General features: G+C 74.0%; 22 protein-coding genes and 1 tRNA gene. 15 read left to right on the top strand and 8 right to left on the bottom strand.

Annotated elements, in window-relative coordinates; genetic code table 11:
* Nucleotides 1-152: 152 nt before the first annotated feature.
* The 3 genes from J3P38_RS05735 to J3P38_RS05725 are packed head-to-tail and all read right to left on the bottom strand — an operon-like array spanning nucleotide 153 to nucleotide 1,629.
* Nucleotides 153-554, bottom strand: a complete 402-nt coding sequence (locus J3P38_RS05735) for an MscL family protein (protein ID WP_210438873.1) — start codon at nucleotides 552-554, stop codon at nucleotides 153-155.
* Nucleotides 555-614: 60 nt separating this feature from the next.
* On the bottom strand, nucleotides 615-1,244 hold the full coding sequence (locus tag J3P38_RS05730; RefSeq protein WP_210502937.1) for an SAF domain-containing protein: 630 nt from the start codon (nucleotides 1,242-1,244) through the stop codon (nucleotides 615-617).
* Between the two features lie 55 nt (nucleotides 1,245-1,299).
* Nucleotides 1,300-1,629 carry an FmdB family zinc ribbon protein gene (locus tag J3P38_RS05725; protein WP_210438871.1) on the bottom strand — a complete coding sequence of 110 codons (330 nt, stop codon included), beginning with the start codon at nucleotides 1,627-1,629 and terminating at the stop codon, nucleotides 1,300-1,302.
* Between the two features lie 104 nt (nucleotides 1,630-1,733).
* Here J3P38_RS05725 and J3P38_RS05720 point away from each other — a divergent pair, with 104 nt between their 5' ends.
* On the top strand, nucleotides 1,734-4,376 hold the full coding sequence (locus J3P38_RS05720; protein ID WP_210502936.1) for a penicillin acylase family protein: 2,643 nt from the start codon (nucleotides 1,734-1,736) through the stop codon (nucleotides 4,374-4,376).
* Between the two features lie 21 nt (nucleotides 4,377-4,397).
* Here the strand turns inward: J3P38_RS05720 and J3P38_RS05715 are convergent, their stop codons facing one another.
* Complete coding sequence (locus J3P38_RS05715) at nucleotides 4,398-5,000, bottom strand: 5-formyltetrahydrofolate cyclo-ligase (RefSeq protein ID WP_210438869.1); 603 nt, start codon at nucleotides 4,998-5,000, stop codon at nucleotides 4,398-4,400.
* 22 nt (nucleotides 5,001-5,022) lie between these two features.
* Here J3P38_RS05715 and J3P38_RS05710 point away from each other — a divergent pair, with 22 nt between their 5' ends.
* The 7 genes from J3P38_RS05710 (at nucleotide 5,023) to J3P38_RS05680 (ending at nucleotide 10,408) form a co-directional block, all read left to right on the top strand.
* Entirely contained in the window at nucleotides 5,023-6,426 is a 1,404-nt protein-coding gene (locus J3P38_RS05710) for a UTP--glucose-1-phosphate uridylyltransferase (protein ID WP_210438868.1), read from the top strand.
* The gene (gene glp / locus J3P38_RS05705; RefSeq protein ID WP_210438867.1) at nucleotides 6,419-7,672 is read left to right on the top strand and encodes a molybdotransferase-like divisome protein Glp; all 1,254 of its coding nucleotides are present in this window, start codon (nucleotides 6,419-6,421) and stop codon (nucleotides 7,670-7,672) included. Before J3P38_RS05710 ends, glp begins: the two co-directional genes overlap by 8 nt.
* Complete coding sequence (gene moaC, locus J3P38_RS05700; protein ID WP_210502935.1) at nucleotides 7,673-8,152, top strand: cyclic pyranopterin monophosphate synthase MoaC; 480 nt, start codon at nucleotides 7,673-7,675, stop codon at nucleotides 8,150-8,152. It begins immediately after the preceding gene.
* Nucleotides 8,149-8,625, top strand: coding sequence for a MogA/MoaB family molybdenum cofactor biosynthesis protein (locus J3P38_RS05695; RefSeq protein ID WP_210438865.1), 477 nt, complete (start codon nucleotides 8,149-8,151; stop codon nucleotides 8,623-8,625). The genes moaC and J3P38_RS05695 overlap by 4 nt, the downstream gene beginning before the upstream one ends.
* A 59-nt stretch (nucleotides 8,626-8,684) precedes the next feature.
* Entirely contained in the window at nucleotides 8,685-9,242 is a 558-nt protein-coding gene (locus J3P38_RS05690) for a GNAT family N-acetyltransferase (protein ID WP_307807740.1), read from the top strand.
* A gap of 60 nt (nucleotides 9,243-9,302) precedes the next feature.
* Nucleotides 9,303-10,268, top strand: a complete 966-nt coding sequence (gene sepX, locus J3P38_RS05685; protein WP_210438864.1) for a divisome protein SepX/GlpR — start codon at nucleotides 9,303-9,305, stop codon at nucleotides 10,266-10,268.
* A 64-nt stretch (nucleotides 10,269-10,332) separates the two neighbouring features.
* A tRNA-Ala gene (locus J3P38_RS05680) sits at nucleotides 10,333-10,408 on the top strand.
* Nucleotides 10,409-10,974: 566 nt separating this feature from the next.
* On the opposite strand, the gene J3P38_RS05675 is transcribed toward J3P38_RS05680, so the two are convergent.
* Nucleotides 10,975-11,244 carry a DUF3263 domain-containing protein gene (locus J3P38_RS05675; RefSeq protein ID WP_210502934.1) on the bottom strand — a complete coding sequence of 90 codons (270 nt, stop codon included), beginning with the start codon at nucleotides 11,242-11,244 and terminating at the stop codon, nucleotides 10,975-10,977.
* A 445-nt stretch (nucleotides 11,245-11,689) separates the two neighbouring features.
* Here J3P38_RS05675 and J3P38_RS05670 point away from each other — a divergent pair, with 445 nt between their 5' ends.
* Nucleotides 11,690-12,301: a hypothetical protein gene (locus J3P38_RS05670; RefSeq protein ID WP_210502933.1), complete on the top strand. Its 612-nt coding sequence runs from the start codon at nucleotides 11,690-11,692 to the stop codon at nucleotides 12,299-12,301.
* Between the two features lie 99 nt (nucleotides 12,302-12,400).
* Here J3P38_RS05670 and J3P38_RS05665 read toward each other — a convergent pair whose 3' ends face one another.
* The gene (locus J3P38_RS05665) at nucleotides 12,401-12,628 is read right to left on the bottom strand and encodes a hypothetical protein (protein WP_210502932.1); all 228 of its coding nucleotides are present in this window, start codon (nucleotides 12,626-12,628) and stop codon (nucleotides 12,401-12,403) included.
* 160 nt (nucleotides 12,629-12,788) lie between these two features.
* Nucleotides 12,789-14,372 carry a dolichyl-phosphate-mannose--protein mannosyltransferase gene (locus J3P38_RS05660; protein ID WP_210502931.1) on the bottom strand — a complete coding sequence of 528 codons (1,584 nt, stop codon included), beginning with the start codon at nucleotides 14,370-14,372 and terminating at the stop codon, nucleotides 12,789-12,791.
* Nucleotides 14,373-14,459: 87 nt separating this feature from the next.
* Here J3P38_RS05660 and rsmI point away from each other — a divergent pair, with 87 nt between their 5' ends.
* The 6 genes from rsmI to J3P38_RS05630 all read left to right on the top strand — a co-directional run bounded on the left by rsmI (nucleotide 14,460) and on the right by J3P38_RS05630 (nucleotide 21,282).
* Nucleotides 14,460-15,290 (top strand): 16S rRNA (cytidine(1402)-2'-O)-methyltransferase, encoded by an 831-nt coding sequence (gene rsmI, locus J3P38_RS05655; RefSeq protein ID WP_210502930.1) that lies wholly within the window; start codon nucleotides 14,460-14,462, stop codon nucleotides 15,288-15,290.
* The gene (locus tag J3P38_RS05650; RefSeq protein ID WP_210502929.1) at nucleotides 15,277-16,182 is read left to right on the top strand and encodes a TatD family hydrolase; all 906 of its coding nucleotides are present in this window, start codon (nucleotides 15,277-15,279) and stop codon (nucleotides 16,180-16,182) included. The genes rsmI and J3P38_RS05650 overlap by 14 nt, the downstream gene beginning before the upstream one ends.
* Nucleotides 16,183-16,458: 276 nt before the next feature.
* On the top strand, nucleotides 16,459-17,598 hold the full coding sequence (locus J3P38_RS18015; RefSeq protein ID WP_307807738.1) for a transglycosylase family protein: 1,140 nt from the start codon (nucleotides 16,459-16,461) through the stop codon (nucleotides 17,596-17,598).
* A gap of 80 nt (nucleotides 17,599-17,678) precedes the next feature.
* On the top strand, nucleotides 17,679-18,548 hold the full coding sequence (gene rsmA, locus J3P38_RS05640; RefSeq protein ID WP_210502928.1) for a 16S rRNA (adenine(1518)-N(6)/adenine(1519)-N(6))-dimethyltransferase RsmA: 870 nt from the start codon (nucleotides 17,679-17,681) through the stop codon (nucleotides 18,546-18,548).
* Complete coding sequence (locus J3P38_RS05635) at nucleotides 18,545-19,435, top strand: 4-(cytidine 5'-diphospho)-2-C-methyl-D-erythritol kinase (protein ID WP_210502927.1); 891 nt, start codon at nucleotides 18,545-18,547, stop codon at nucleotides 19,433-19,435. Before rsmA ends, J3P38_RS05635 begins: the two co-directional genes overlap by 4 nt.
* Entirely contained in the window at nucleotides 19,435-21,282 is a 1,848-nt protein-coding gene (locus J3P38_RS05630; RefSeq protein WP_210502926.1) for an ABC-F family ATP-binding cassette domain-containing protein, read from the top strand. Before J3P38_RS05635 ends, J3P38_RS05630 begins: the two co-directional genes overlap by 1 nt.
* 13 nt (nucleotides 21,283-21,295) lie before the next feature.
* Here the strand turns inward: J3P38_RS05630 and J3P38_RS05625 are convergent, their stop codons facing one another.
* Nucleotides 21,296-21,781, bottom strand: a complete 486-nt coding sequence (locus J3P38_RS05625; RefSeq protein WP_210438853.1) for a MarR family winged helix-turn-helix transcriptional regulator — start codon at nucleotides 21,779-21,781, stop codon at nucleotides 21,296-21,298.
* Nucleotides 21,782-21,944 lie beyond the last annotated feature (163 nt).

The raw sequence follows: 21,944 nt of genomic DNA, 5'->3' as shown, positions 1-21,944 counted from the left end.
GGCACTCCCGCCAGCACTGATGGGGGCGGGAGTGCTCGTTTGGTGGCGTCACCGGGGACGGCGGGGGCGGGAGTGGCCGGTTGGTGGCGTTACCGGGGACGGCGGGCTCGGGCGCGGGCAGGCGACTACCGCCCCGAAGCGCTGGCGCCGAGTCAGACGGTGCTGCCGGGGGTCCCGGTCGTCCCGGTGTCGCCCCCGCGCGCCTTGAGCAGGTCGCGGATCTCCTCGAGCACGGCGACGTCGGCGGGGGTGCCGGCCTCCTCGGCCGGGAAGTACCTGTCCTTGGCCTTGGTGTAGGGCAGGACGACGAAGAAGTAGATCACCGTGGCGAGGATCAGGAAGGCGATCAGCGCGGTGAGGAACGGGCCGACCAGGACCTCGCCGGGGGCGAAGTTGTCGAAGTTGACCTCCTTGCCGCCGGTGAGCCGCGTGACCGCGGACAGCAGCATGCCGGTGAAGGCGGTGACCACGGCCGCGAACGCCGTGCCCATGATGACGGCGACGGCCAGCTCGACGAGGTTGCCGCGGAGGATGAAGTTCTTGAAGCCGCTCATGTGTGCTTCCCCTCGTGGAAGGGCCCCCTGGGGGCCGCGGATGGATGACCGCGGGCCACGCTAGCGCCACGACACCGTCAGGTAGTGCGTCAGCGCCGACCCGGCGACGGCCACCGCCTCCGCAGGGCTGGTGCCCACCACGACGAGCGCGCCGCCCGAGCCGCCCGCGGGTCCCTCCGGCACGCCGGTCGGCGTCGCCAGGACCGTCACACCGCCGGCGACCAGCTCGGACTCACCGGTGCCCGGGTCGGTGGCCATCAGGTCGACCTCGTCGCCCGGCCGGAGCAGGGTCGCCATGCCGGCGTCGGGCAGCCGGACCGGCACGACCGTCCGACCGGGCTCGGCGTCGGCCAGGTCCGGGCCGACGAGGCGTACGCCCGTCACCACCTCGCCGCGTCCGACGGCACCGGCGAGCACCCGCCCGGCCGCCACGTCCGCCGCGCCCGGCGGCGCGAGCTCGGCCGGCCACGCGCGCCGGACGAGGTCGTCGTCACCGAGCAGCGAACCCGCGGGCAGGTCGCGCGCGGCGACGAGGACGTCGACGGTGTCCGGTGGCGGCGGGGCGAGGGTGCGCAGCGCGCTGAACACGGCCGCCGCGGCGAGCGTAGCCGCGATCAGGCGGCGTCGGCGCCGGAGCTGGTGGCGTACGGCACGGAGCCGGCGGCGCGCCGGCGGGAGTCCCGGGAACATGTCCCGACGCTAGGCCGGGGAGGCCGGCGCCCGCTGCGCCTCTCCACAGGTGCGGTCAGTCGGACGACGACGTGGAGGAGGACGAGGAGGACGAGGAGGACGTGGAGGAGGTCGAGGGCGTCGACGAGGTCGACGCGCTGCCCCCGGTGCCGGACGTGCCGTCCTTGGACCCGCCCGACGAGCCGTTCGAGCCGGCCGGCGAGGAGCCGGAGCGGCTGTCGGTGCGGTAGAACCCCGAGCCCTTGAAGACCACGCCCACGGCGTTGAAGAGCTTGCGCAGGCGGCCGTTGCACTCGGGGCAGACGGTGAGGGCGTCCTCGCTGAAGCTCTGGAACTGCTCGAAGCTGTGGCCGCACTCGGTGCAGGCGTACTGGTAGGTCGGCATCTGGTCCTCGGTCAGGGTGTCACGACGGGCGTTCGGCCGGGCCGGCGAAACGCGCTGGCACTCGGGCCCTTCGACTGCCAATCGTACGGCACAATGGCCAAGCGATGAGCGAGCCGTCACCCACCCCCGCGACCACGCCCAGCCCCGACACCGACCCGCCGCGCCGGAGCCGCTGGCAGGCCTTCCGGCGCGCGCCCCGCCCGGTGCGCTGGGCGGCGTGGACGGCGCTCGGCCTCGTCCTGGTGCTGCTCGCGCTGACGGCGGCCGCCGTGGTCGTCGTACGACGCCCGCTGCCCCAGGTCGACGGCGAGATCGAGGTCCCGGGGCTCTCCGCGTCGGTGGAGGTCGTCCGCGACGCCCACGGCATCGCCCAGGTGTACGCCGACACCGACGCCGACCTCATGTTCGCCCAGGGCTTCGTGCACGCGCAGGAGCGGTTCTTCGAGATGGACGTCCGGCGGCACGTGACGGCCGGCCGGCTCTCGGAGATCTTCGGCGCCGAGACCCTCGAGACCGACCGCTTCATCCGCACGATGGGCTGGCGGCGGGTGGCGGAGCAGGAGTGGGCCCTCCTCCAGCCGGCGACCCGCGAGGCGCTCACGGCGTACGCCGCGGGCGTGAACGCCTACATCGCCGACCGCAGCCCCTCGCGGCTGGCGGCGGAGTACAGCATCCTCGGCCTCACCGGGCTGGACTACGCCCCGGAGGAGTGGGAGCCGGTCGACTCCCTGGCCTGGCTCAAGGCGATGGCGTGGGACCTGCGCGGCAACATGGACGCCGAGGTCGACCGGGTGCTGCTGTCGCTGGACCACAGCGAGGAGGAGATCGCCGCGCTGTGGCCCGACTACCCCTACGACGAGCACCCGCCGATCGTGTCCGGCGGCGGCGTGGTCGACGGGGTCTTCGAGCAGAACGCGACGTCCAACGCCACCCGCAACCCGCGGCGCCCGGCGTACCCGCGCGGCGTCGTGGAGGCGCTCGAGCGGGTGCAGGACCGGCTCGACGCGATGCCGGAGCTCGTGGGCCGCGGGCGCGGCATCGGCAGCAACTCGTGGGTGGTCGACGGCGACCACAGTGCGACCGGGATGCCGTTGCTGGCCAACGACCCCCACCTCGGCGTCAGCCAGCCCGGGATCTGGATGCAGATGGGTCTGCACTGCCGCGAGCGGACCGCCGACTGCACGCTCGACACCTCGGGGTTCACCTTCTCCGGCGTGCCCGGGGTGATCATCGGCCACAACGCCGACATCGCGTGGGGCTTCACCAACCTCGGTCCCGACGTCACCGACCTCTTCCTGGAGCAGACCGAGGGCGACGACCGCTACGTCCGCGACGGCGCCACGGAGCCGCTGGAGATCCGCACGGAGACGATCGAGGTGCGCGGCCAGGACGACGTCGAGCTGCGCGTGCGGGAGACCGTGCACGGACCGCTCATCAGCGACGTGTCGCCGGAGTTCGCGACGGTCGGCGCCAACGCGCCGACGGACGAGTCGGGAGAGCGGGGGAGCGGGTACGCCGTCGCGCTGGCGTGGACGGCCCTCGAGCCCGCGCCCACGGCCGACGCCATCCTCGGGCTCAACCGCGCGTCGGACTGGGACGAGTTCCGCGCGGCCGCCGCGGACTTCGCGGTGCCCGCGCAGAACCTGGTGTACGCGGACCGCGAGGGCCACATCGGCTACCAGGCGCCGGGCCGGATCCCGGTCCGCCGGGCGGGCAACGACGGCACCATGCCGGTCGAGGGCTGGGTTAGCGCGAACGACTGGACTGGTGACCACGTCCCCTTCGACGGCCTCCCCAGCGTGCTCGACCCGGAGGAGGGCTTCATCGCGACGGCCAACCAGGCGGTCATCGACGAGCGCTACCCCTACCTGCTGACCCACGACTGGGACTACGGCTACCGCGCCACCCGCATCCGCGAGGCGCTCGAGGCGGAAGGCGAGCTGTCGGTCGCGGAGATGTCGGAGCTCCAGCTCGACACCACGAACCCGATGGCGGAGACGCTCGTCCCCTACCTGCTCGACGTGGAGCGGCTGCCCTCGCCCTACTACCGCAACGCGCTCAACCTGCTGCGCGACTGGGACCACACCTCGCCCGCCGACAGCGCCGCGGCGGCGTACTTCAACGTCGTGTGGCGCACGCTGCTCGAGCTGACCTTCCACGACGACCTGCGGCAGCGCACGTGGCCCGACGGCGGCGACCGGTGGTTCCGCGTGGTCAGCGCGATGCTGACCGAGCCGGCGGGGCCGTGGTGGGACGACGCCGGCACCGAGGACCGGGTCGAGACCCGCGACGACATCCTGCGCGCGGCGCTGATCGAGGCGCGCGACGAGCTCACCCGGCGGCAGTCGCGCGACCCCCGGCTGTGGACCTGGGGACACCTGCACCGGCTGAACCTGCGCAACGCGACGCTCGGGGATTCCGGCATCAAGCCGGTCGAGCGGCTGTTCAACCGCGACGGCTGGGAGGTCGGCGGCGGCTCCTCGATCGTGGACGCCACCTCGTGGAACGCCGTCGAGGGCTACGAGGTCACCGCCGCGCCCTCGATGCGCATGGTGGTCTCGCTGGCCGACTGGGACGACTCGCGCTGGATCAACCTCACCGGCGTCTCGGGCCACCCGGCGTCCTCGCACTACTCCGACCAGACCGAGCTCTACGTCGACGGCGAGACCCTGCCCTGGGCGTACACCCGCGGCGCCGTGGAGTCGGCGGCCGAGGACCGGCTGGTGCTGACCCCCGCCGCGGAGTAGCGGTCCCCGAGGAACGCGGGTTCAGGACCCCTGCAGCGCCCGCACCCCGCCCGCGGTGAGGGCGAAGCCGACCCGGACGTCGTGGGCGTCGGTGGGCACGGCCAGGCCGACCTCGTCGTCGTAGAGCACCACCGCGGTCGGCGTCCCGGCGGGCACCCGGGCCAGCGCCCGGTCGTAGGACCCGCCGCCACGACCCAGCCGGTCGCCGGCGGGTGAGGCCGCGAGCCCCGGCACGAGCACCACGTCGGCAGTTCGCACCGCGTCGACGCCCAGCCGCGCTCCGGCCGGCTCGTAGAGGCCGCGAACTGCCTTCGTGAGGCGCGCCGGTCCGGCGTACGCCGCCCAGTCGAGGTCGTTGTCGGGCAGGAGCACCGGCAGCACCACGCGCTTGCCGGCCGCCAGCAGCGCGTCGAGCAGCAGCCCGGTCCCCGGCTCGCCGCCGACGGAGACGTAGGCCGCGACGGTGGCCGCGTCGCGCACGCGGTCCCACCGCAGCGCGACGTCCGCGAGGGAGGCCGCGGCCTCGGCCGCGACGGACAGCGGGCGCCGCTTGCGCGCCGCCAGCAGCTGGTCGCGGAGGGCGGTCTTCGCCGCTGCGCTGTCGGCCGACTGTGGCGTGCTCACGTCGGCAGCCTACGATCGAACCATGGCAAGCAAGGGCAGCGGCCGGGGCCTGGAGATCGCGCGCGAGAAGATGCGCCAGGCCGGGGTGGACGAGGTCGCGATCGACACGTTCGCGCACTACTACCGGCTCCTCGAGCACGGCGAGACCGGGATGATCCCCGAGGACACCATCGAGCCGATCGACATGGAGGCGCTGGCCGACGTCGAGGTGCCCGACGAGACCGCGGCGGAGGCGATCCGCCGGACGGCCGTGATCAAGCTCAACGGCGGCCTCGGCACGTCGATGGGCATGGACCGCGCGAAGTCGCTGCTGTGCGTGCGGCGCGGGCTCAGCTTCCTCGACATCATCGCGCGGCAGGTGCTGCACCTGCGCAAGGAGTACGACGCGCCGCTCCCGCTGATGTTCATGAACTCCTTCCGCACCTCCGCCGACACCATGGCGGCCCTCGAGCGCTACGAGGACCTGCCGGTGGAGGGGCTGCCGCTGGAGTTCCTGCAGAACAAGGAGCCCAAGCTCCTCGCCGCCGACCTGATGCCGGCGGCGTACCCCAAGGACCCCGACCTCGAGTGGTGCCCGCCCGGCCACGGCGACATCTACACCGCGCTCCGCGGCACCGGCCTCCTCACCCGGCTCATCGACGCCGGCTACCGCTACGTCTTCGTCTCGAACTCCGACAACCTCGGCGCGGTGCCCGACGCGAGGGTCGCGGGGTGGTTCGCCCAGAGCGGCGCCCCGTTCGCGATCGAGGCCGTGCGCCGCACCCCCTCGGACCGCAAGGGCGGTCACTTCGCCCGCCGCAAGGCCGACGGCCGGATCGTGCTCCGCGAGACCGCGCAGACGCCCGACGCCGACAAGGAGGCCCTGGCCGACCTCAGCCGCCACCGGTACTGCTCGACCAACAACCTGTGGTTCGACCTCCAGGCGATGGTCGAGGCGCTCGACGCCCGCGGCGGCATCCTCGGCCTGCCGCTGATCAAGAACGTCAAGCACCTCGACCCGGCCGACCCGTCGACTCCGGAGGTCATCCAGGTCGAGACCGCCATGGGTGCGGCGATCGAGGTGTTCGAGGGGGCCCGGACCATCGAGGTCGGCCGCGACCGGTTCGTCCCGGTCAAGACCACCGACGACCTCCTGGTGCTGCGCTCCGACGTCTACGACATCGGCAAGGACTTCGTGCTCGACCGGGCCGCCCACGACGTCCCGTACGTCACCCTCGACGGCGACTTCTACAAGCTGGTCGGCGACTTCGACAAGCGCTTCCCCGAGGGGGCGCCGTCGCTGCGCGAGGCCGACTCGTTCACCGTGGAGGGCGACTGGACCTTCGGGCCCGGCGTGAAGGTCGTCGGCGACGTGACCCTGAGCGCGACGGCCGCCAAGCGCGTGGAGGGCGGCACCGTCCTCGACGAGCAGGAGCGGCATGGCTGACCCGCTCCCCGACCGGCTCCCGGGCCTCCTTCCCGTGGCCGACTACGTCGAGCGCATCCTCGCTACCGTCTCCCCGCTGCCGGCGTTCCCGCAGCCGCTCATGGAGGCCCTCGGCCTCGCCCTCGCCGAGGACGTCGTCGCGCCGATCTCGCTGCCGAGCTTCGACAACTCCGCGATGGACGGGTACGCCGTCGTGGCCGACGACGTCGCCGGTGCCAGCGCGGACGCGCCGGTCACCCTGCCGGTCGTGGGCGAGATCGGTGCCGGCCAGTCGTCGATCCTGGCCCTGTCGCCCGGCACCGCGGTCAAGATCATGACCGGGGCCCCGGTGCCCGCCGGCGCGACCACGGTCGTGCCGTACGAGTGGACGGACCGCGGCGTCGCGACCGTGCGCATCGAGCGCGCCGCGATCCCGGGTCAGCACATCCGCCCCACCGGGGACGACATCGCCCAGGGCGACATGCTGCTGGAGGAGGGCACCGTCCTCGGCCCGCGGCACCTCGGCATGCTCGCCGCGGTCGGCCGCGCGACCGTCCGCACCCGGCCCCGGCCGCGCGTCGTCGTGATCTCCACCGGCTCCGAGCTGCGCGACCCCGGCACGCCGCTGGGCCGCGACTCGATCTACGACGGCAACTCCTACCTCCTCGCCGCGGCCGCCCGCGCCGCCGGCGCCATCGCCTACCGCGTCGGCATCGTCCCCGACGAGGCGCATGCCTTCACCGAGGCGCTGAGCGACCAGCTGGTCCGCGCCGACCTCGTGGTGACGAGCGGCGGGGTGAGCGAGGGCGACTTCGACGTCGTGAAGGAGTCGCTGTCGCACCACGGCTCGATGTGGTTCGGCGGCGTCGGCATGCAGCCCGGCAAGCCGCAGGGGTTCGGCACGATCGGCGAGGACGACACCCCTGTGTTCACGCTCCCGGGCAACCCGGTCTCGTCGTACGTCTCCTTCGAGATGTTCGTGCTCCCGGCCATCCGCCGGATGATGGGCAAGCTGCCCTACGTCCGACCCACCGGCCGCGCCCGGCTCACCCACGGGCTGTCCTCGCCCGAGGGCAAGGTGCAGCTCGTGCGCGCCCTCTACGACACCGACCGCGGCGGCACCTTCGTCTCGCCCGTCGGGGGCCACGGCTCCCACCTCATCGGCGACCTCGCGGCGGCGAACTGCCTCATCGAGGTGCCGGCCGGGACCACCGCGATCGCGGCGGGCGAGATGGTCGCGATCCGCAAGCTCGACGAGGAGTTCTGAATGGCGTCCGGCGACGGCAGGCTCACCCACGTCGACGAGACGGGGGCGGCCCGCATGGTCGACGTCGGCGACAAGCCGGTCACCACGCGCACGGCGACCGCGAGCGGCCGAGTGCTCGTCAGCCCGGCGGTCGTGGAGCTGCTGCGCGGCGAGGGCGTGCCGAAGGGCGACGCGCTCGCGGTGGCCCGCATCGCCGGGATCATGGGCGCCAAGCAGACGCCGGCCCTGGTGCCGCTGTGCCACCCGCTCGCGATCTCCGGGGTCACCGTCGACCTCGCCGTCAGCGACGCGTCGGTCGACATCACCGCGACCGTGCGCACCAGCGACCGCACGGGCGTGGAGATGGAGGCGCTGACCGCGGTGTCGGTGGCGGCGCTCACCGTCGTCGACATGGTCAAGGCGGTCGACAAGGCGGCGGTCATCACCGACGTCCGCGTCGAGACCAAGACCGGCGGCCGGTCGGGGGACTGGTCGCAATGAGCCTCCTCGCGGCCGTGGTCGTCGCGTCCAACCGCGCCGCCGCGGGCACGTACGCCGACGAGACCGGCCCGCTCATCGCCACGTGGCTGCGCGAGCAGGGCTTCGACTGCGCCGACCCGGTGGTCGTGCCCGACGGCGACCCCGTGCGCGAGGCGGTCGCGGCCGCGCTGGCCTCGGGTGCCCGGCTCGTGCTGACGACGGGCGGCACCGGACTGACGCCGACCGACCGCACGCCGGAGGCGACCCGCCCGCTCCTCGACCGCGAGGTGCCCGGGATCGCCGAGGCGATCCGCGCGGCCGGGGTCGCGGCCGGCGTGCCGACCGCGATGCTGTCGCGGGGCCTCGCCGGGATCGCCGGCGACTGCCTGGTGGTCAACCTCCCCGGCTCACGCGGCGGCGTGAAGGACGGGCTCGGGGTGCTCGAGCCGGTCGTGCGGCACGCCGTCGAGCAGGTCGTCGGGAGCGACCACTGAGCGCCACGCCCGGCTCGGCGCCCGGCTGGCCCGCCCGCCTCGAGTCCGAGGGTGTCGTGGTGCGTCCGCTGCGGCGCTCCGACGCGGAGGAGTGGCAGGCCGTGCGGTCCCGCAACCACGACTGGCTGCGGCCGTGGGACGCGACGGTCCCGCCGGGTGCGGCGCCGCGCCCGGCGTCGTACAAGGTCGTGACCCGCTCGCTGCTGCAGCAGGCCAAGCAGGGCCAGTGCCTGCCGTTCGTCATCGAGGTCGACGGCCGCTTCGTGGGGCAGGTGACGGTGAGCAACGTCGCCCGCGGGTCGGCCCAGTGGGGGTCGATCGGCTACTGGATCTCCGCCGACGTGGCCGGCCGCGGCATCGTGCCCCGCGCCGTGGGGATGGTCATCGACCACTGCCTCGGCCCAGTGGGGCTGCACCGGATCGAGATCTGCGTGCGCCCGGAGAACACCAACTCGCTGCGCGTGGTGGAGAAGCTCGGCCTGGAGCAGGTCGGCTACGCGCCGCGCTTCCTCCACATCGACGGGGCGTGGCGCGACCACCGGATCTTCGCCGTGACCGCCGAGGAGGCGCCCGAAGGGGTGCTCGTCAGGCTGGTGGCACACCAGTCACAGCAGTAGTTCTGCGACACACCACTTGACATCCGCCCCGGTCCCGCTCCCCGCTCCTACGCTTCGAGCGTGGACCTGAGTGCTCTCATCTTCGTCGCCCTTGCCGTGGCGTGGGCCGTCTACCTGATCCCGAAGGCCCTCAAGCACCACGACGAGGTCGTCCGGAGCCGCTCCGTCGAGAAGTTCTCCCACACCATGCGCGTCCTCGCCCGCCGCGAGCCCGTCGACCGCCGCAACGCCCGCCTCGTCGTGTCGCCGGTCCGCCCCACCTCGCGCCCGCCGGTCGAGACCAAGGCGCACGCGGCGCCCGAGGCCGTGGCCGCGTCGGTCACGACGACGGTGACCCGCGAGGTCACCACCTCGGTGGTCCCCCGACGTACGCCATCGCGGTCGCGGTCCGCCGCCACCGAGCCCCCCATCGAGCGCCCCACCGAGCGCGCCTCCGCGCGCCGCGCCGCCAGGCGCCGCCGCAACGTCCTCGCCCTCGTCGTCCTCGCCAACGCCGTCGTGGCCGCCCTGGCCGTCGCGGACGTCGTCGCCTGGCCGTGGCTCGCCGCGCCGGCCGTGCCCCTCGTCGCTTGGCTGGTCGCCTGCCGCGTCTCGGTCCGTGCCGAGCGCAGCCGCCGCGCCAGCCGGGGGGCGATCGAGACGGGCGTCCCTCCGGAGGTCGGTGAGCCGGACGACGACGTCGACCTCACGGGCGAGGTGCCGGCCGTGCCCGCGCCGGTCACGCCCATGTCCCCCGACGAACCGGCTCTCGAGCCGTCTGCGGCCGCCGACGCGCCGGCCGTCGCCACGGGCGAGGTCCCGGTCGTCGGTGGCTGGGACATGGTGCCCACGACGCTGCCCACCTACGTCAGCAAGCCCGCCGCCCAGCGGCGCACGGTGTCGACCATCGACCTGGACTCGACCGGGGTCTGGTCGAGCGGGCGCAACGACGAGGACTCCGCCCTGGCCCGCTCCGCCGAGCAGTCGGCGCGGACGACGCGCGAGGCCCACGACGCGGCGGAGGCCCGCCGCGCCAGCGGCGCCTGACGAGGAGCCGATTCGGTCGGTCACCGACCGCTCGTGTATCTTGGCGTCGCGCCGTGAGGCGCTTGGGGCTGTGGCGCAGTTGGTAGCGCGTCTCGTTCGCAATGAGAAGGTCAGGGGTTCGAATCCCCTCAGCTCCACCACGTGAGGACCGCCCGGCACCTGCGACAGGTGGCGGGCGGTCCTGTGTCTCCAGCCCGTCGGGCGGGCGACTGCTCCAGCGCGTCAGGAGCGGCGGTACTGCTCGATGCTGGTGGTGACGATCTCCTCGGCGACGTCGGGACGTACCGGGGCTGTCGCTGCTCGTGGCGCAGGTGCTCGACGGCGACGACCGGCTCGTGCTCCAGCGCCTCGACGCACGGTCCTTCGTCGAGGTCGTACTGCAGGGCGTCGAGCTCCCAGACGAGCTGGTCGGTGCCCGCTCGCGTCTCGATCGTCCCGCTCCGGTGCCGCTCGGAGACGCTGACGTGCCCGAAGCTCGGGAGGGAGGCGCGGGGTGGCGTGCACGACCGCGTCGAGGGTGTCCTCGAGGGTGCGCGGCTGGCTGATGGTCTCGGTGGCGTACGCCAGCGCGGCCGCCACGGTCAGGTGTGGAGTCTCCACGGGTCCTCGATGCGTTGCTCCAGACGCAACGCCCATCGCGGCACGCGACATCCAGATGGATGGGAGGCCTTGGTCTGCCGGGGTCCCGGGGTCGAGCCCGGCCCGGTCAGGCCTCGCGCTCGTCGCCGGGGCCGGGGCGCCGTGCCGACCGCCGGTCCGCGACCCGGGTGTCGCGCAGCCGCCGCAGGCGCCGCACGAGGAGAGGGTCGTGCCGGAGGGCCGCGTCCTTGCTGATGATGACGTCGAGGAACCGGAAGTAGCGGGCCGGGGAGACGCCGAAGGTCTCCTCGATGGCCTCCTCCTTGGCACGCAGGTGCCGCCAGAGGGCACGCTCGAAGTCGAGGACGGACCTCTCGAAGTCGCTCAGCGGCTGCATGGTCGAGAACCGTACAAGGGCGCACGGCCGCTGACACCGACCCTCGGGATGAGGCGGGCCCGGCCCGGCCGCCACGCCGGACGCGACCGACGCGCGGCGACGGCGCCCGCCCGAGCGCACGGGACGGCCCCACCGGGCACGGGGGACCGGCGGGGCCGGATCGAAGGTCCCCACGACCGCTCGATCCCGTTGGCGGTACCCCGGCAGTGCCGGGGCAACGCCGCCGCACACCCGTAGGGCGGGGCGTCGTCAGGACTCGCCCGGCGGACGGCTCGAGCACCGAGGGCTGGGTCCTGCCAGGAGGCTAGACGCGGTCGGTGCCACCGTCCGCGGGACGGAGGAACGGTGTCCCGCGCGTGGCCGAGGCGTTGACGTGCCGTTGATCGTCCGCGAGGGGCGCCGCGGCCATGCCGACCCCGATCGGACTCGGCGCTACCGTCGTCTGGTGACCGACTACCAGCGCATCGTCGTGGTCAGCACGCACGCCAGCGCGGCCGACGTCGGCCGGGTGCGCAAGGCGCTCGGGTCGTCCGCGGTCGTCCTCACGGCGCCCACCGGTGAGGCCAAGCGGGTGGTGCAGGGGCTCGGGCGGGAGGCGGCGCCCGAGGTCGTGCTGGCGCCGGTCCGCTTCCCCGACACCGACCGGGGGCACCGCCTCGACGAGGTCGTACGCCGCCACGCGGTCGCCGACCGCTACCGCGACGTGGTGGTCGTGGCCGACCCCGCGACGATCACGCTGCTGCTCCGCGTGCTCGCCCCCGACCAGCTGCCGGCCGCGGGGTCGGTCACCGAGGTCGGGCTGCCCCGCGCCCCCCGCCCCGTCCCGCTCGGCCCGGCGGCGGCGGGCGGCGTCGGCCTCGCGGTGCTCGCCGGTGTGCTCGCCGCGCTGGTGCCCGTGTGGGTGCTGCCGGCGCTGACCGCGGTCGCCGGTCGGGTGCTGCTCGTGGTGCCGGGTCGGCGCCACGTCGGCCTGGCGCTGCTGGTGGCGGTCGGTGTCGCCGTGCCGGCCGGCCTGCTCCTGGTCGCAGGGTCGAACCGGTTCCCCGGATCCTGGTGACGCAGCGGTGGCCGCGCCCGCAGTGCCGGCACGCAGGCGACCCCGCCCGGATGGGGCCGGGCGGGGTCGGGTCCAGGAGCGCTCGCGACTCGGGGCGGCTCAGCCCTTCCGCGGGCCGAAGAGCAGGCCGCGCACGCGCCCGTCGCGGGGCTGCGGGATCGCCGGGGCCGGCCACCACTGCAACGTGCGGTAGCCGGCGCGGTTGAAGCCCTCGCGGTAGACGAACGTGTCCCCGCAGCCGCACACCCAGCGCGCGCCGACCTCGTGGCCTTCGTCGGTCGGGGCGCCCGGCGTCTGCAGGCACACGTGGATCGTCGTGGGGTCCATCGCAGTCTTCCCTCGTGTCGACCGGAGCGGATCGGTGACCCATGGTCGGTCGATCACGGCGGCGAGGAACAGGGTCCAGAGGGAAGTTCCGAGCGACCTTGACGAAACCTCGACCCGCGTCGGCGTCGCGCCGAGATGGCTCACGGCCCCGAGCGGAGGCTCAGATCCAGCGCTGGAACCAGATCCGGGCGTCCCACTCCGACTTGGTGAGGAGCGCGTCGGTCCAGATCGGCCAGAACCAGGCGAAGGCGACGAGGGCCAGCACGGTGAAGCTCCCGGCGACGACGACGCCGAAGGTGCGGCGCGGCGTCGGCACGTCCGAGGTTCCGACGAGGTGGCCGGCCACGAGTGCGGTCGAGAGGACCAGGAAGGGCAGCGAGGTGATCGCGTAGAAGAAGAAGATCGGGCGGTCGTCGTAGAGGAACCACGGCAACCAGGTGCTCGCCAGCCCGACGACCGCCACCCCGTGCCGCCAGTCGCGCGCACCGATCCACAGCAGCAGCGACGCCACCATCGCGAGGCAGCCGCCCCACCAGACGACCGGGTTGCCGATCAGCAGGACCTGCCGCAGGCACGACGACCCGGACGGCGCCTCGCACCCCTGTGACCCCGGCTGGATGTCCGTCTGCGCGTCCACCCCGACCGGACGCCCCATGACCAGCCACGTCGAGGGCTTGGACGCGTAGACGTGCGAGGAGTCGTCCAGGAAGTGGCTGTGGAACGTGTAGACGTCCTGGTGGTAGGACCACAGCGAGCGCAACGACTGCGTGACCTCGCCCAGCCCGTCGGCGTCCGGCTCGCTCGCGCTCGGCCACGGGTCGTCCCCGCCGTACGAGGTGTACTGCGTGTTGCTGAACGCCTCCTCGTAGACCTCTGCGTGCACCAGCCAGCCGGTCCAGGAGGCGACGTACGTCGCCAGCGCGACGCCGACGAGCGCGACGAACGCCGGCACGCCGTCGAGGACGACCGAGCGCAGCAGCGGGCGGCGCTGGCCGAACGCGCGCCGAGCCCCGGCGCTCCACAGCCAGGCGAGCAGGCCGAAGGCGGCGAGCGGGTAGGCGCCGGACCACTTGGTGCCGCACGCCAGGCCGAACGCGAGGCCGCCGGCGAGCAGCCAGGGCCGCCACCAGGCCAGCCACCGGCCCTGCCCGCCCTCGCGGGACAGCCGGTCGCGCAGCCACTGCCGGTCCGCCACCACGCAGTGCACGCCGCAGAGCACGAAGAACGCCAGGAAGATGTCGAGCAGCGCCAGCCGCGAGAGCACGAGCTGCAAGCCGTCGACCGCCAGCAGCAGCCCCGCGACCAGCCCGATCGCCGTCGACCCCGACACCCGGCGGACGAAGCGGCACATGAGGAGCACCATCAGCGCGCCGACGACCGCCGACGCCGTGCGCCACCCCTCCGGGTCCATCCCGAAGACCTCGATGCCCGCGGCGATGAGCCACTTGCCGACCTCCGGGTGGACGATCATCGACGGACCGTCCTGGAACAGGCCCGTGAGGTCGCCGTTGAGGATGGTCTTGTCGGCGTCCTCGACGTAGCCGCGCACGTAGCCGTGCTGGAGCAGCGACCACGCGTCCTTGGCGTAGTAGGTCTCGTCGAAGGAGAACTGGTGCGGCGTGCCGAGGTGCCACCTGCGCAGGAAGAATGCGAAGGCGGTCAGGCACAGGGCACCCACCCACCCGAGGAGCGGGTCCTCCGAGCGCCAGCGCGGGCGGTTCCGCTCGGCGGCAGTCGGGGTCACGCGGGCACTCTAGCCAGAGCCGGGCGGCGCGTCGGGTGCCGCGCACGCCGGCGGTCGACGCCGCGCCGCGCCTGAGATGATCGACCCATGTCAGGCGTCCTGGTCCTCGCGGGCACCCCGATCGGGCAGGCCGGCGACGCGCCTCCCCGGCTGGCCGCCGAGCTCTCCGGAGCGGACGTCGTCGCTGCCGAGGACACCCGCCGGCTCAAGCGCCTGTGCGCCGACCTCGGCATCACCCTCGGTGGCCGGGTCGTGTCCTACTTCGAGGGCAACGAACAGGCGCGCACCCCCGCGCTGCTCGAGGCGCTGCTCGCGGGCGACCGCGTCGTGCTGGTGACCGACGCCGGGATGCCGAGCGTGTCCGACCCCGGCTACCGCCTCGTGGCCGCGGCGGTCGAGCACGACGTGCGCGTCACCGCGGTCCCGGGGCCGAGCGCGGTCCTCACCGCGCTGGCGGTGAGCGGCCTGCCGGTCGACCGGTTCTGCTTCGAGGGCTTCCTGCCCCGCAAGGCGGGGGAGCGCGGCCGGCGGCTCGCCGCCCTGGCGGGCGAGGAGCGGACGATGGTGTTCTTCGAGGCCCCGCACCGCACCGAGGCCGCCCTCGCCGCGATGGCCGAGGCGCTCGGGGAGGACCGGTCCGCGGCCGTGTGCCGCGAGCTGACCAAGACCCACGAGGAGGTCCGCCGCGGCCCGCTCGCCGAGCTGGTCGCCTGGGCCGCGGCGGGCGTGCGCGGTGAGGTCACCATCGTGGTCGAGGGGTCCAGCGGAGCGCCGGCGGTCGGGACCGATGCGGGCTCCCTGCGAGCGGCCGTGGCCGACCTGGAGGCGTCCGGCTCGACGCGCAAGGAGGCGATCGCCGAGGTTGCCAGGCGAGCCTGCCTGCCCAAGCGGGAGGTGTACGACGTTGTCCACCGCTGAGCAGGGACCGGGACCGACCCGCTCGAGGGCCGGCACCGAGGAGAAGTCGGGCGCCCGGCGCGACCGCGCGCGCCCGCCGGCGCCGGAGCCGCTGCCGCACCCGGTCGTCGACAACCACTGCCACCTCGACATCGCCGACGGCGACTGGCTGGGCACCGCCGCCGCGATCGCCGCCGCTGCCGCCGTCGGGGTGCCGCGCATCGTGCAGATCGGCTGCGACCTGCCCGGTGCCCGCTGGGCCGTCGAGGCCGCCGCCGAGCACGACGCGCTCGTCGCCGGCGTCGCGCTCCACCCCAACGAGGCGCCCCGCCTGGCGGCCGCCGGCCGCCTCGACGAGGCCCTCGCGGAGATCGAGCGGCTCGCGGGGGCGCACGACAAGGTGCGCGCGGTGGGGGAGACGGGGCTCGACACCTTCCGCACGGGCGAGGAGGGCCGCGCGGCGCAGGAGGAGGGCTTCCGGCGCCACGTCGACATCGCCAAGCGGCTCGGCAAGACCCTCGTCATCCACGACCGCGACGCCCACGACGACGTGCTGCGGATCCTCGACGAGGAGAGGGCGCCCGACCGCTGGGTGATGCACTGCTTCTCCGGCGACGCGGCGTTCGCGCGGGAGTGCCTGGACCGCGGCGCCCACCTCAGCTTCGCCGGCACGGTCACCTTCAAGAACGCGGCGCCGCTGCGCGACGCCCTGGCCGTCACGCCGCTCGACCGGGTGCTCGTCGAGACGGACGCGCCCTACCTCACGCCCACGCCGTACCGCGGCCGTCCCAACGCGTCGTACCTCGTGCCCCTCACCGTGCGCGCGATGGCCGAGGTGCTCGGGTGCGACCTGGAGGAGCTCTGCCGGGCGATCGACGCCAACACCGAGGCCGCCTTCGGTGGGGCCTGGTGACGCCGCCGGGAGGTCCCGCGCCCGGCGGGTGACCCGGATCTCGCACCGATTCCGGCGTTCGAGTTTGCATCACCGCCCGGCATCGTTATCGTCTTGTGATTGTTGGCCGGGATCGGGAGCGATCTACGGCAGCACGAGGACCGGATCGGGCCGGTCCTGCGAGACCCCCGCTCGCACGTCGTACGGCTCCTCGCGGCTCCGGTCGCGGCCGCCGGGCACGCTCGGCCGGGGGTTGCTGCCGCCCCGAGGCCCGGAGAGTACGACGTTCGGAGAATCGTGCGCTCTCGTTTCGCACAGCTCAGCAGGTCCAAGGCCGTCCTCGGCACCCTCGTGGGGGTCGTGGTCGCGGCCGTCGCGGGGACGACGGTCGGCTACGCCGCCCTCACCAAGGACGTGACCCTCACCCTCGACGGTGAGACCCGGCAGGTCAGCGCCATCGGCCGCACCGTCGGCGACGTGCTCGCCGCCGAGGGCGTCGAGGTCACCGACAAGGACCTCGTCGCCCCTGCCGTCGACGAGGCCGTCAGCGACGGCTCGGCCATCGCGGTGCAGTTCGGGCGGCCGCTCGAGCTCTCCGTCGACGGGGACTCCCACACGTACTGGGTGAACTCGACCGACGTGGCCAGCGCCCTCGGCGAGATCGGCCGTCGCTTCGAGGGCGCCGACCTGTCCGCCAGCCGCGGGTCCTCCATCGGCCGCAGCGGCCTCAGCCTCGAGGTCGTCACGCCCAAGGTCGTGCACCTCAAGCTGGGCGCGAAGGACCTGCGCAAGCGCACGATGACCGCGGTGACCGTCGCCGACGTGCTCGAGTCGGCCGGGTTCGACCTCGACCGGCACGACGAGGTCACGCCCTCGCTCGACACCGAGGTCTCCGACGGCGACAAGGTCGTCGTGACCGACATCCGCGTGGCCACGCGCCACGTGCGGCGCGAAGTGATGGACGCTCCCGTCGTGGAGCGCGAGGACGCGTCCATGTACGAGGGCGAGGAGGAGGTCGTGCAGTCCGGCCGCGACGGCGTCCGGAGCGTCACCTACCGGATGCGCTTCGTCAACGGCGAGATGGTCGCCCGCAAGGTGGTCGACGCCGAGGTGCGGGTGCGGGCCGTCGCGAGGATCGTCAAGGTCGGCACCCGGGAGGAGCCGGAGGAGCCGGCCGCGAACTTCGCCGGTGGCAGCACCGTCTGGGACACCCTGGCGCAGTGCGAGTCCGGCGGCAACTGGGCCATCAACACCGGCAACGGCTACTACGGCGGCCTCCAGTTCAGCCTCGGCACCTGGCGTGCCTACGGCGGCGCCGGCTACCCGCACCAGGCCTCCCGCGAGACCCAGATCGCCGTCGCGACGCGGCTGCGCGACGCCACCGGCGGCTACGGCTCCTGGCCCGGCTGCGCGGCGAAGCTGGGCCTGCCCCGCTGACCACTCGCTGGATCCGCGCCCGCGGCGTCGGCTCCCGGGCGCCCGCTCGCGCCGGGGCGGCCCCACTAGGCTTGCGCACCATGACCACGAACCCGGCCGGCCCGAGGCTCCTCGGGCCGGCCGAGGTGCGTCAGCTGGCCGCGGAGCTCGACCTGCGGCCCACCAAGCAGCGCGGGCAGAACTTCGTCATCGACGCCAACACCGTGCGGCGCATCGTCCGGGAGTCGGGCATCACCGGGGACGACGTGGTGGTCGAGGTCGGCCCCGGGCTCGGCTCGCTGACCCTCGCGCTCCTCGAGGTCGCCCGCCGGGTCGTCGCCATCGAGGTCGACCCGCTGCTCGCAGAGCGGCTGCCGGCCACCATCGCGGCGTACGCGCCGGAGCAGGCCGACGGCCTCGAGGTGGTGCTGGCCGACGCGATGCGCGTGGAGTCGCTGCCCGGCCCGGCCCCGACCGCACTGGTGGCCAACCTGCCCTACAACGTCTCGGTCCCCGTCCTCCTCCACCTGCTCACGCTGCTGCCGTCGCTCGAGCGCGGCCTGGTGATGGTGCAGGCCGAGGTCGCCGACCGGCTCGCCGCGCGTCCGGGGTCGAAGACCTACGGCGTGCCCAGCGTCAAGGCGGCGTGGTTCGCCGACGTGCGCCGCGCCGGCGCGATCGGGCGCAACGTCTTCTGGCCCGCCCCCAACGTCGACTCCGGCCTCGTGGCCTGGACCCGGCGGGAGCCGCCGCGGACGACCGCCACGCGTCAGCAGGTCTTCGCCGTGGTCGACGCCGCCTTCGCGCAGCGCCGCAAGCAGGTGCGCGCCGCGCTGCGCGGGCTGGCCGGCTCCGCCGAGGCGGCCACCGCCGCGCTCGAGGCGGCCGGCGTCGATCCCACCGCGCGCGGCGAGGTGCTCGACGTCGGCGACTTCGCGCGCATCGCCGAGGGACTGGCGGCCACGAGTTGAGCACCACGGTCCGGGCGGCCGCGAAGATCAACCTCCACCTGGGGGTCGGCGCGCCCCGTGAGGACGGGTTCCACCCGCTCGACACGGTCTACCAGGCGATCTCGCTCTACGACGACGTCACCGTCGCCGAGGCCGAGGAGGACTCGCTGAGCGTCGCGGGGTCGCCGTACATCGACGTCCGCGACGTCCCGGGCGACGCGTCCAACATCGCCGTACGGGCGCTGGCGGAGGCAGCCTGCCGGAGCCCGCACCACGTGCGGATCACCAAGCAGATCCCGGTCGCGGGCGGCATGGCCGGCGGCTCGGCCGACGCAGCGGCCGCACTGCTGGCGCACGACCGGCTGCACGGGCTCGCCCAGCCCGACGAGGTGCTGCTGGCGCAGGCGGCGCGGCTGGGCAGCGACGTCCCGTTCTCCCTCGTCGGGGGCACCGCGCGGGGACGGGGCCGCGGGGAGGTCGTCGAGCCGGTCACGGACCGCGGGTCGTGGTGGTGGGTCGTCGTCCCGGCCGGCACCGGGCTCTCGACGCCCGACGTCTACCGCCACTTCGACCGGCTCCACCCCGACGCGCCCGCGCAGCCGGCCGAGCCGACCGGGCTCCTCGCGGCCCTGGCCAGCCGGGAGCCCGTACGGCTGGCCCGGACGCTGCACAACGACCTCCAGGAGTCGGCGATCGACCTGCGCCCCGAGCTCGGCGCGCTGATCGAGCGCGGCGAGGCGGAGGGCGCGCTCCGCGGCATGGTGAGCGGCTCCGGCCCCACCTGCGTGTTCCTCTGCGACTCCCAGGAGGGCGCCATGGCGGTGATGGCCGCGCTCTCGGCGTCGTACGACGTCGTCCTGCCCGCCGTCGGGCCCGTCGCCGGCGCCCACGTGGTCGAGGTCCTCTGATGGCCAACCTGATCAACCTCGAGCGGGTGTCGAAGTCCTACGGGGTCCGCCCCCTGCTCGACGACGTGTCCCTGGGCATCTCGCTGGGCGAGCGGGTGGGCATCGTCGGGCGCAACGGCGACGGCAAGACGACGCTGCTCGAGGTGATGACCGGCATCGAGGAGCCCGACTCCGGGCGGGTCTCGCGGACCCGCGGCATCGAGATCGGCTACCTCCACCAGGGCGACGAGCTCGTCGACAGCCACACCGTCCGCGAGGCCGTGCTCCGCGGGCGCGCCGACCACGAGTGGGCCGCCGACCCGACGACGCGCGAAGTCGTCGAGGAGCTGCTCGCCGGCGTCGCCCTCGACCGGGCCGTCGTCGGCCTCTCCGGCGGCGAGCGCCGGCGCTGCGCACTGGCCGCGCTGCTGCTCTCGCGCCACGACCTCGTCGTGCTCGACGAGCCGACCAACCACCTCGACGTCGAGGCCGTCGCCTGGCTCGCCTCCCACCTGGTCTCGCTGCCGAGCGCGCTCATCGTGGTGACGCACGACCGCTGGTTCCTCGACGCCGTGTGCCAGACGACCTGGGAGGTCCACGACGGCGCCGTCGACGCCTACGAGGGCGGCTACGCGGCGTTCGTGCTGGCCAAGGCCGAGCGCCAGCGGCAGGCGGCGGCCACGGAGACGCGGCGGCAGAACCTCGCCCGCAAGGAGCTCGCGTGGCTGCGGCGCGGCGCCCCGGCGCGTACGTCGAAGCCGAAGTTCCGCATCGAGGCGGCCAACGCGCTCATCGACGACGTACCCCCGCCACGCGACCGGCTCGAGCTCCAGCGCTTCGCCAGCCAGCGCCTCGGCAAGGACGTCATCGACATCGAGGACGTCGACCTGACGCGCGGCGAGCGCACGCTGCTCGACCACGCCACGTGGCGGATCGGCCCGGGCGACCGCGTCGGCATCGTCGGCGTCAACGGGGCCGGCAAGACCTCGCTGCTCTCGCTGATCTCCGGCGCTCTGGCCCCCGACGTCGGCCGTGTCCGGCACGGTCGCACGGTCGAGCTGCAGCACCTCACCCAGGCGCTCGACGAGGTCGACCCCGAGGCGCGGGTGCTGCCGACGGTCGAGTCGATCCGACGGGTCACCAGGACGATCGACGGGCAGGAGCTCACCGCCACCTCGCTGCTCGAGCGGTTCGGCTTCACCGGCGACCGGCTCACTGCGCGGCTCGGGGACCTCTCCGGCGGCGAGCGGCGGCGCTTCCAGCTGCTCAAGCTGCTGCTGAGCGAGCCCAACGTGCTGCTGCTCGACGAGCCGACCAACGACCTCGACATCGACACCCTCAACGTCCTGGAGGACTTCCTCGACTCCTGGCCCGGCACGCTCGTCGTGGTATCCCACGACCGCTACTTCCTGGAGCGGGTCACCGACTCGGTGTGGGCGCTGCTGGGCGACGGGCAGGTCTCGATGCTGCCGCGCGGCGTCGAGGAGTACCTCGAGCGGCGCAGCCAGATGCAGGCCGCCGAGGCGTCGGCCCGGACGGCGCCCGCTGCGTCATCCGGACCGGCACCGACAGGTGCGCCTTCGCATGACGCGCGCGGGCCCGCCGAGCAGCCGGCCGGCCAACCGCAGGCCCAGGGGAAGGCGCGGCCCGGCTCCGCGGAGGACCGGGCCGCCCGCAAGGTGCTCGCCCGCGTCGAGAAGCAGCTCGAGCGCATCGCCGCCCGCGAGGCGGAGCTGCAGGCCGAGATGGAGGCCAACCTCACCGACTACGCGCTGCTCGCGCGGGTCGGCGACCAGCTCGGCGAGCTCGCGGCGGAGAAGGAGGAGCTCGAGCTGGAGTGGCTCGAGGTGTCCGAGGTCGTCGAGTAGGGCGGTGCCCGGCTCAGCTGAAGGGGGCGAGCAGCGAGCGCAGGAGCGCCGCGAGCCGGGTGCGCTCCTTGTCGGAGAGCTCCGCGAGCAGGTCGGCCTCCGCGGCGAGCAGTGCCTCGAACGCCCCGTCGACCGCCGCCTTGCCCTCCGAGGTCAGCCGAACCAGCACGCCGCGGCGGTCGTGCGGGTCGGGGAGCCGCTGCACGAGGCCGCGGTCCGCGAGCCGGTCGACCCGGTTGGTCATGGTCCCGCTGGTCACGAGCGTCTCGCGCAGCAGCCGGCCGGGGGAGAGCTCGTACGGCTTGCCGGCGCGCCGCAGCGCGGCCAGCACGTCGAACTCCCACGACTCGATGCCGTGCGCGGTGAAGGCGTCGCGGCGGGCCAGGTCGAGGTGGCGGGCGAGGCGGCTGATGCGCGAGAACACCTCGACGGGGGCGAGGTCGAGGTCCCCGCGCTCGCGGCCCCATGCCTCGACCAGGTCGTCCACCTCGTCCCGCATGGCGACATCCTGCCAGATCGGTCGAGAATCTTGACATCGAGATGGTTTGGGCGGCACGCTGGGTTGTCTCGACATCAAGATACTGGTAGTCCACCGGGAAGTGGTCGTCGTACGTGCCGGACGACAGCCGATTGCCGGTGGACTACTCCGCCGCTGCGTGGAG

The sequence above is a fragment of the Nocardioides xinjiangensis genome (genome assembly GCF_017916455.1).
Lineage (GTDB): Bacteria > Actinomycetota > Actinomycetes > Propionibacteriales > Nocardioidaceae > Nocardioides > Nocardioides xinjiangensis.
The sequence above is the reverse complement of the archived record's forward strand: the minus strand, read 5'-3'. Positions and strand labels throughout refer to the sequence as shown.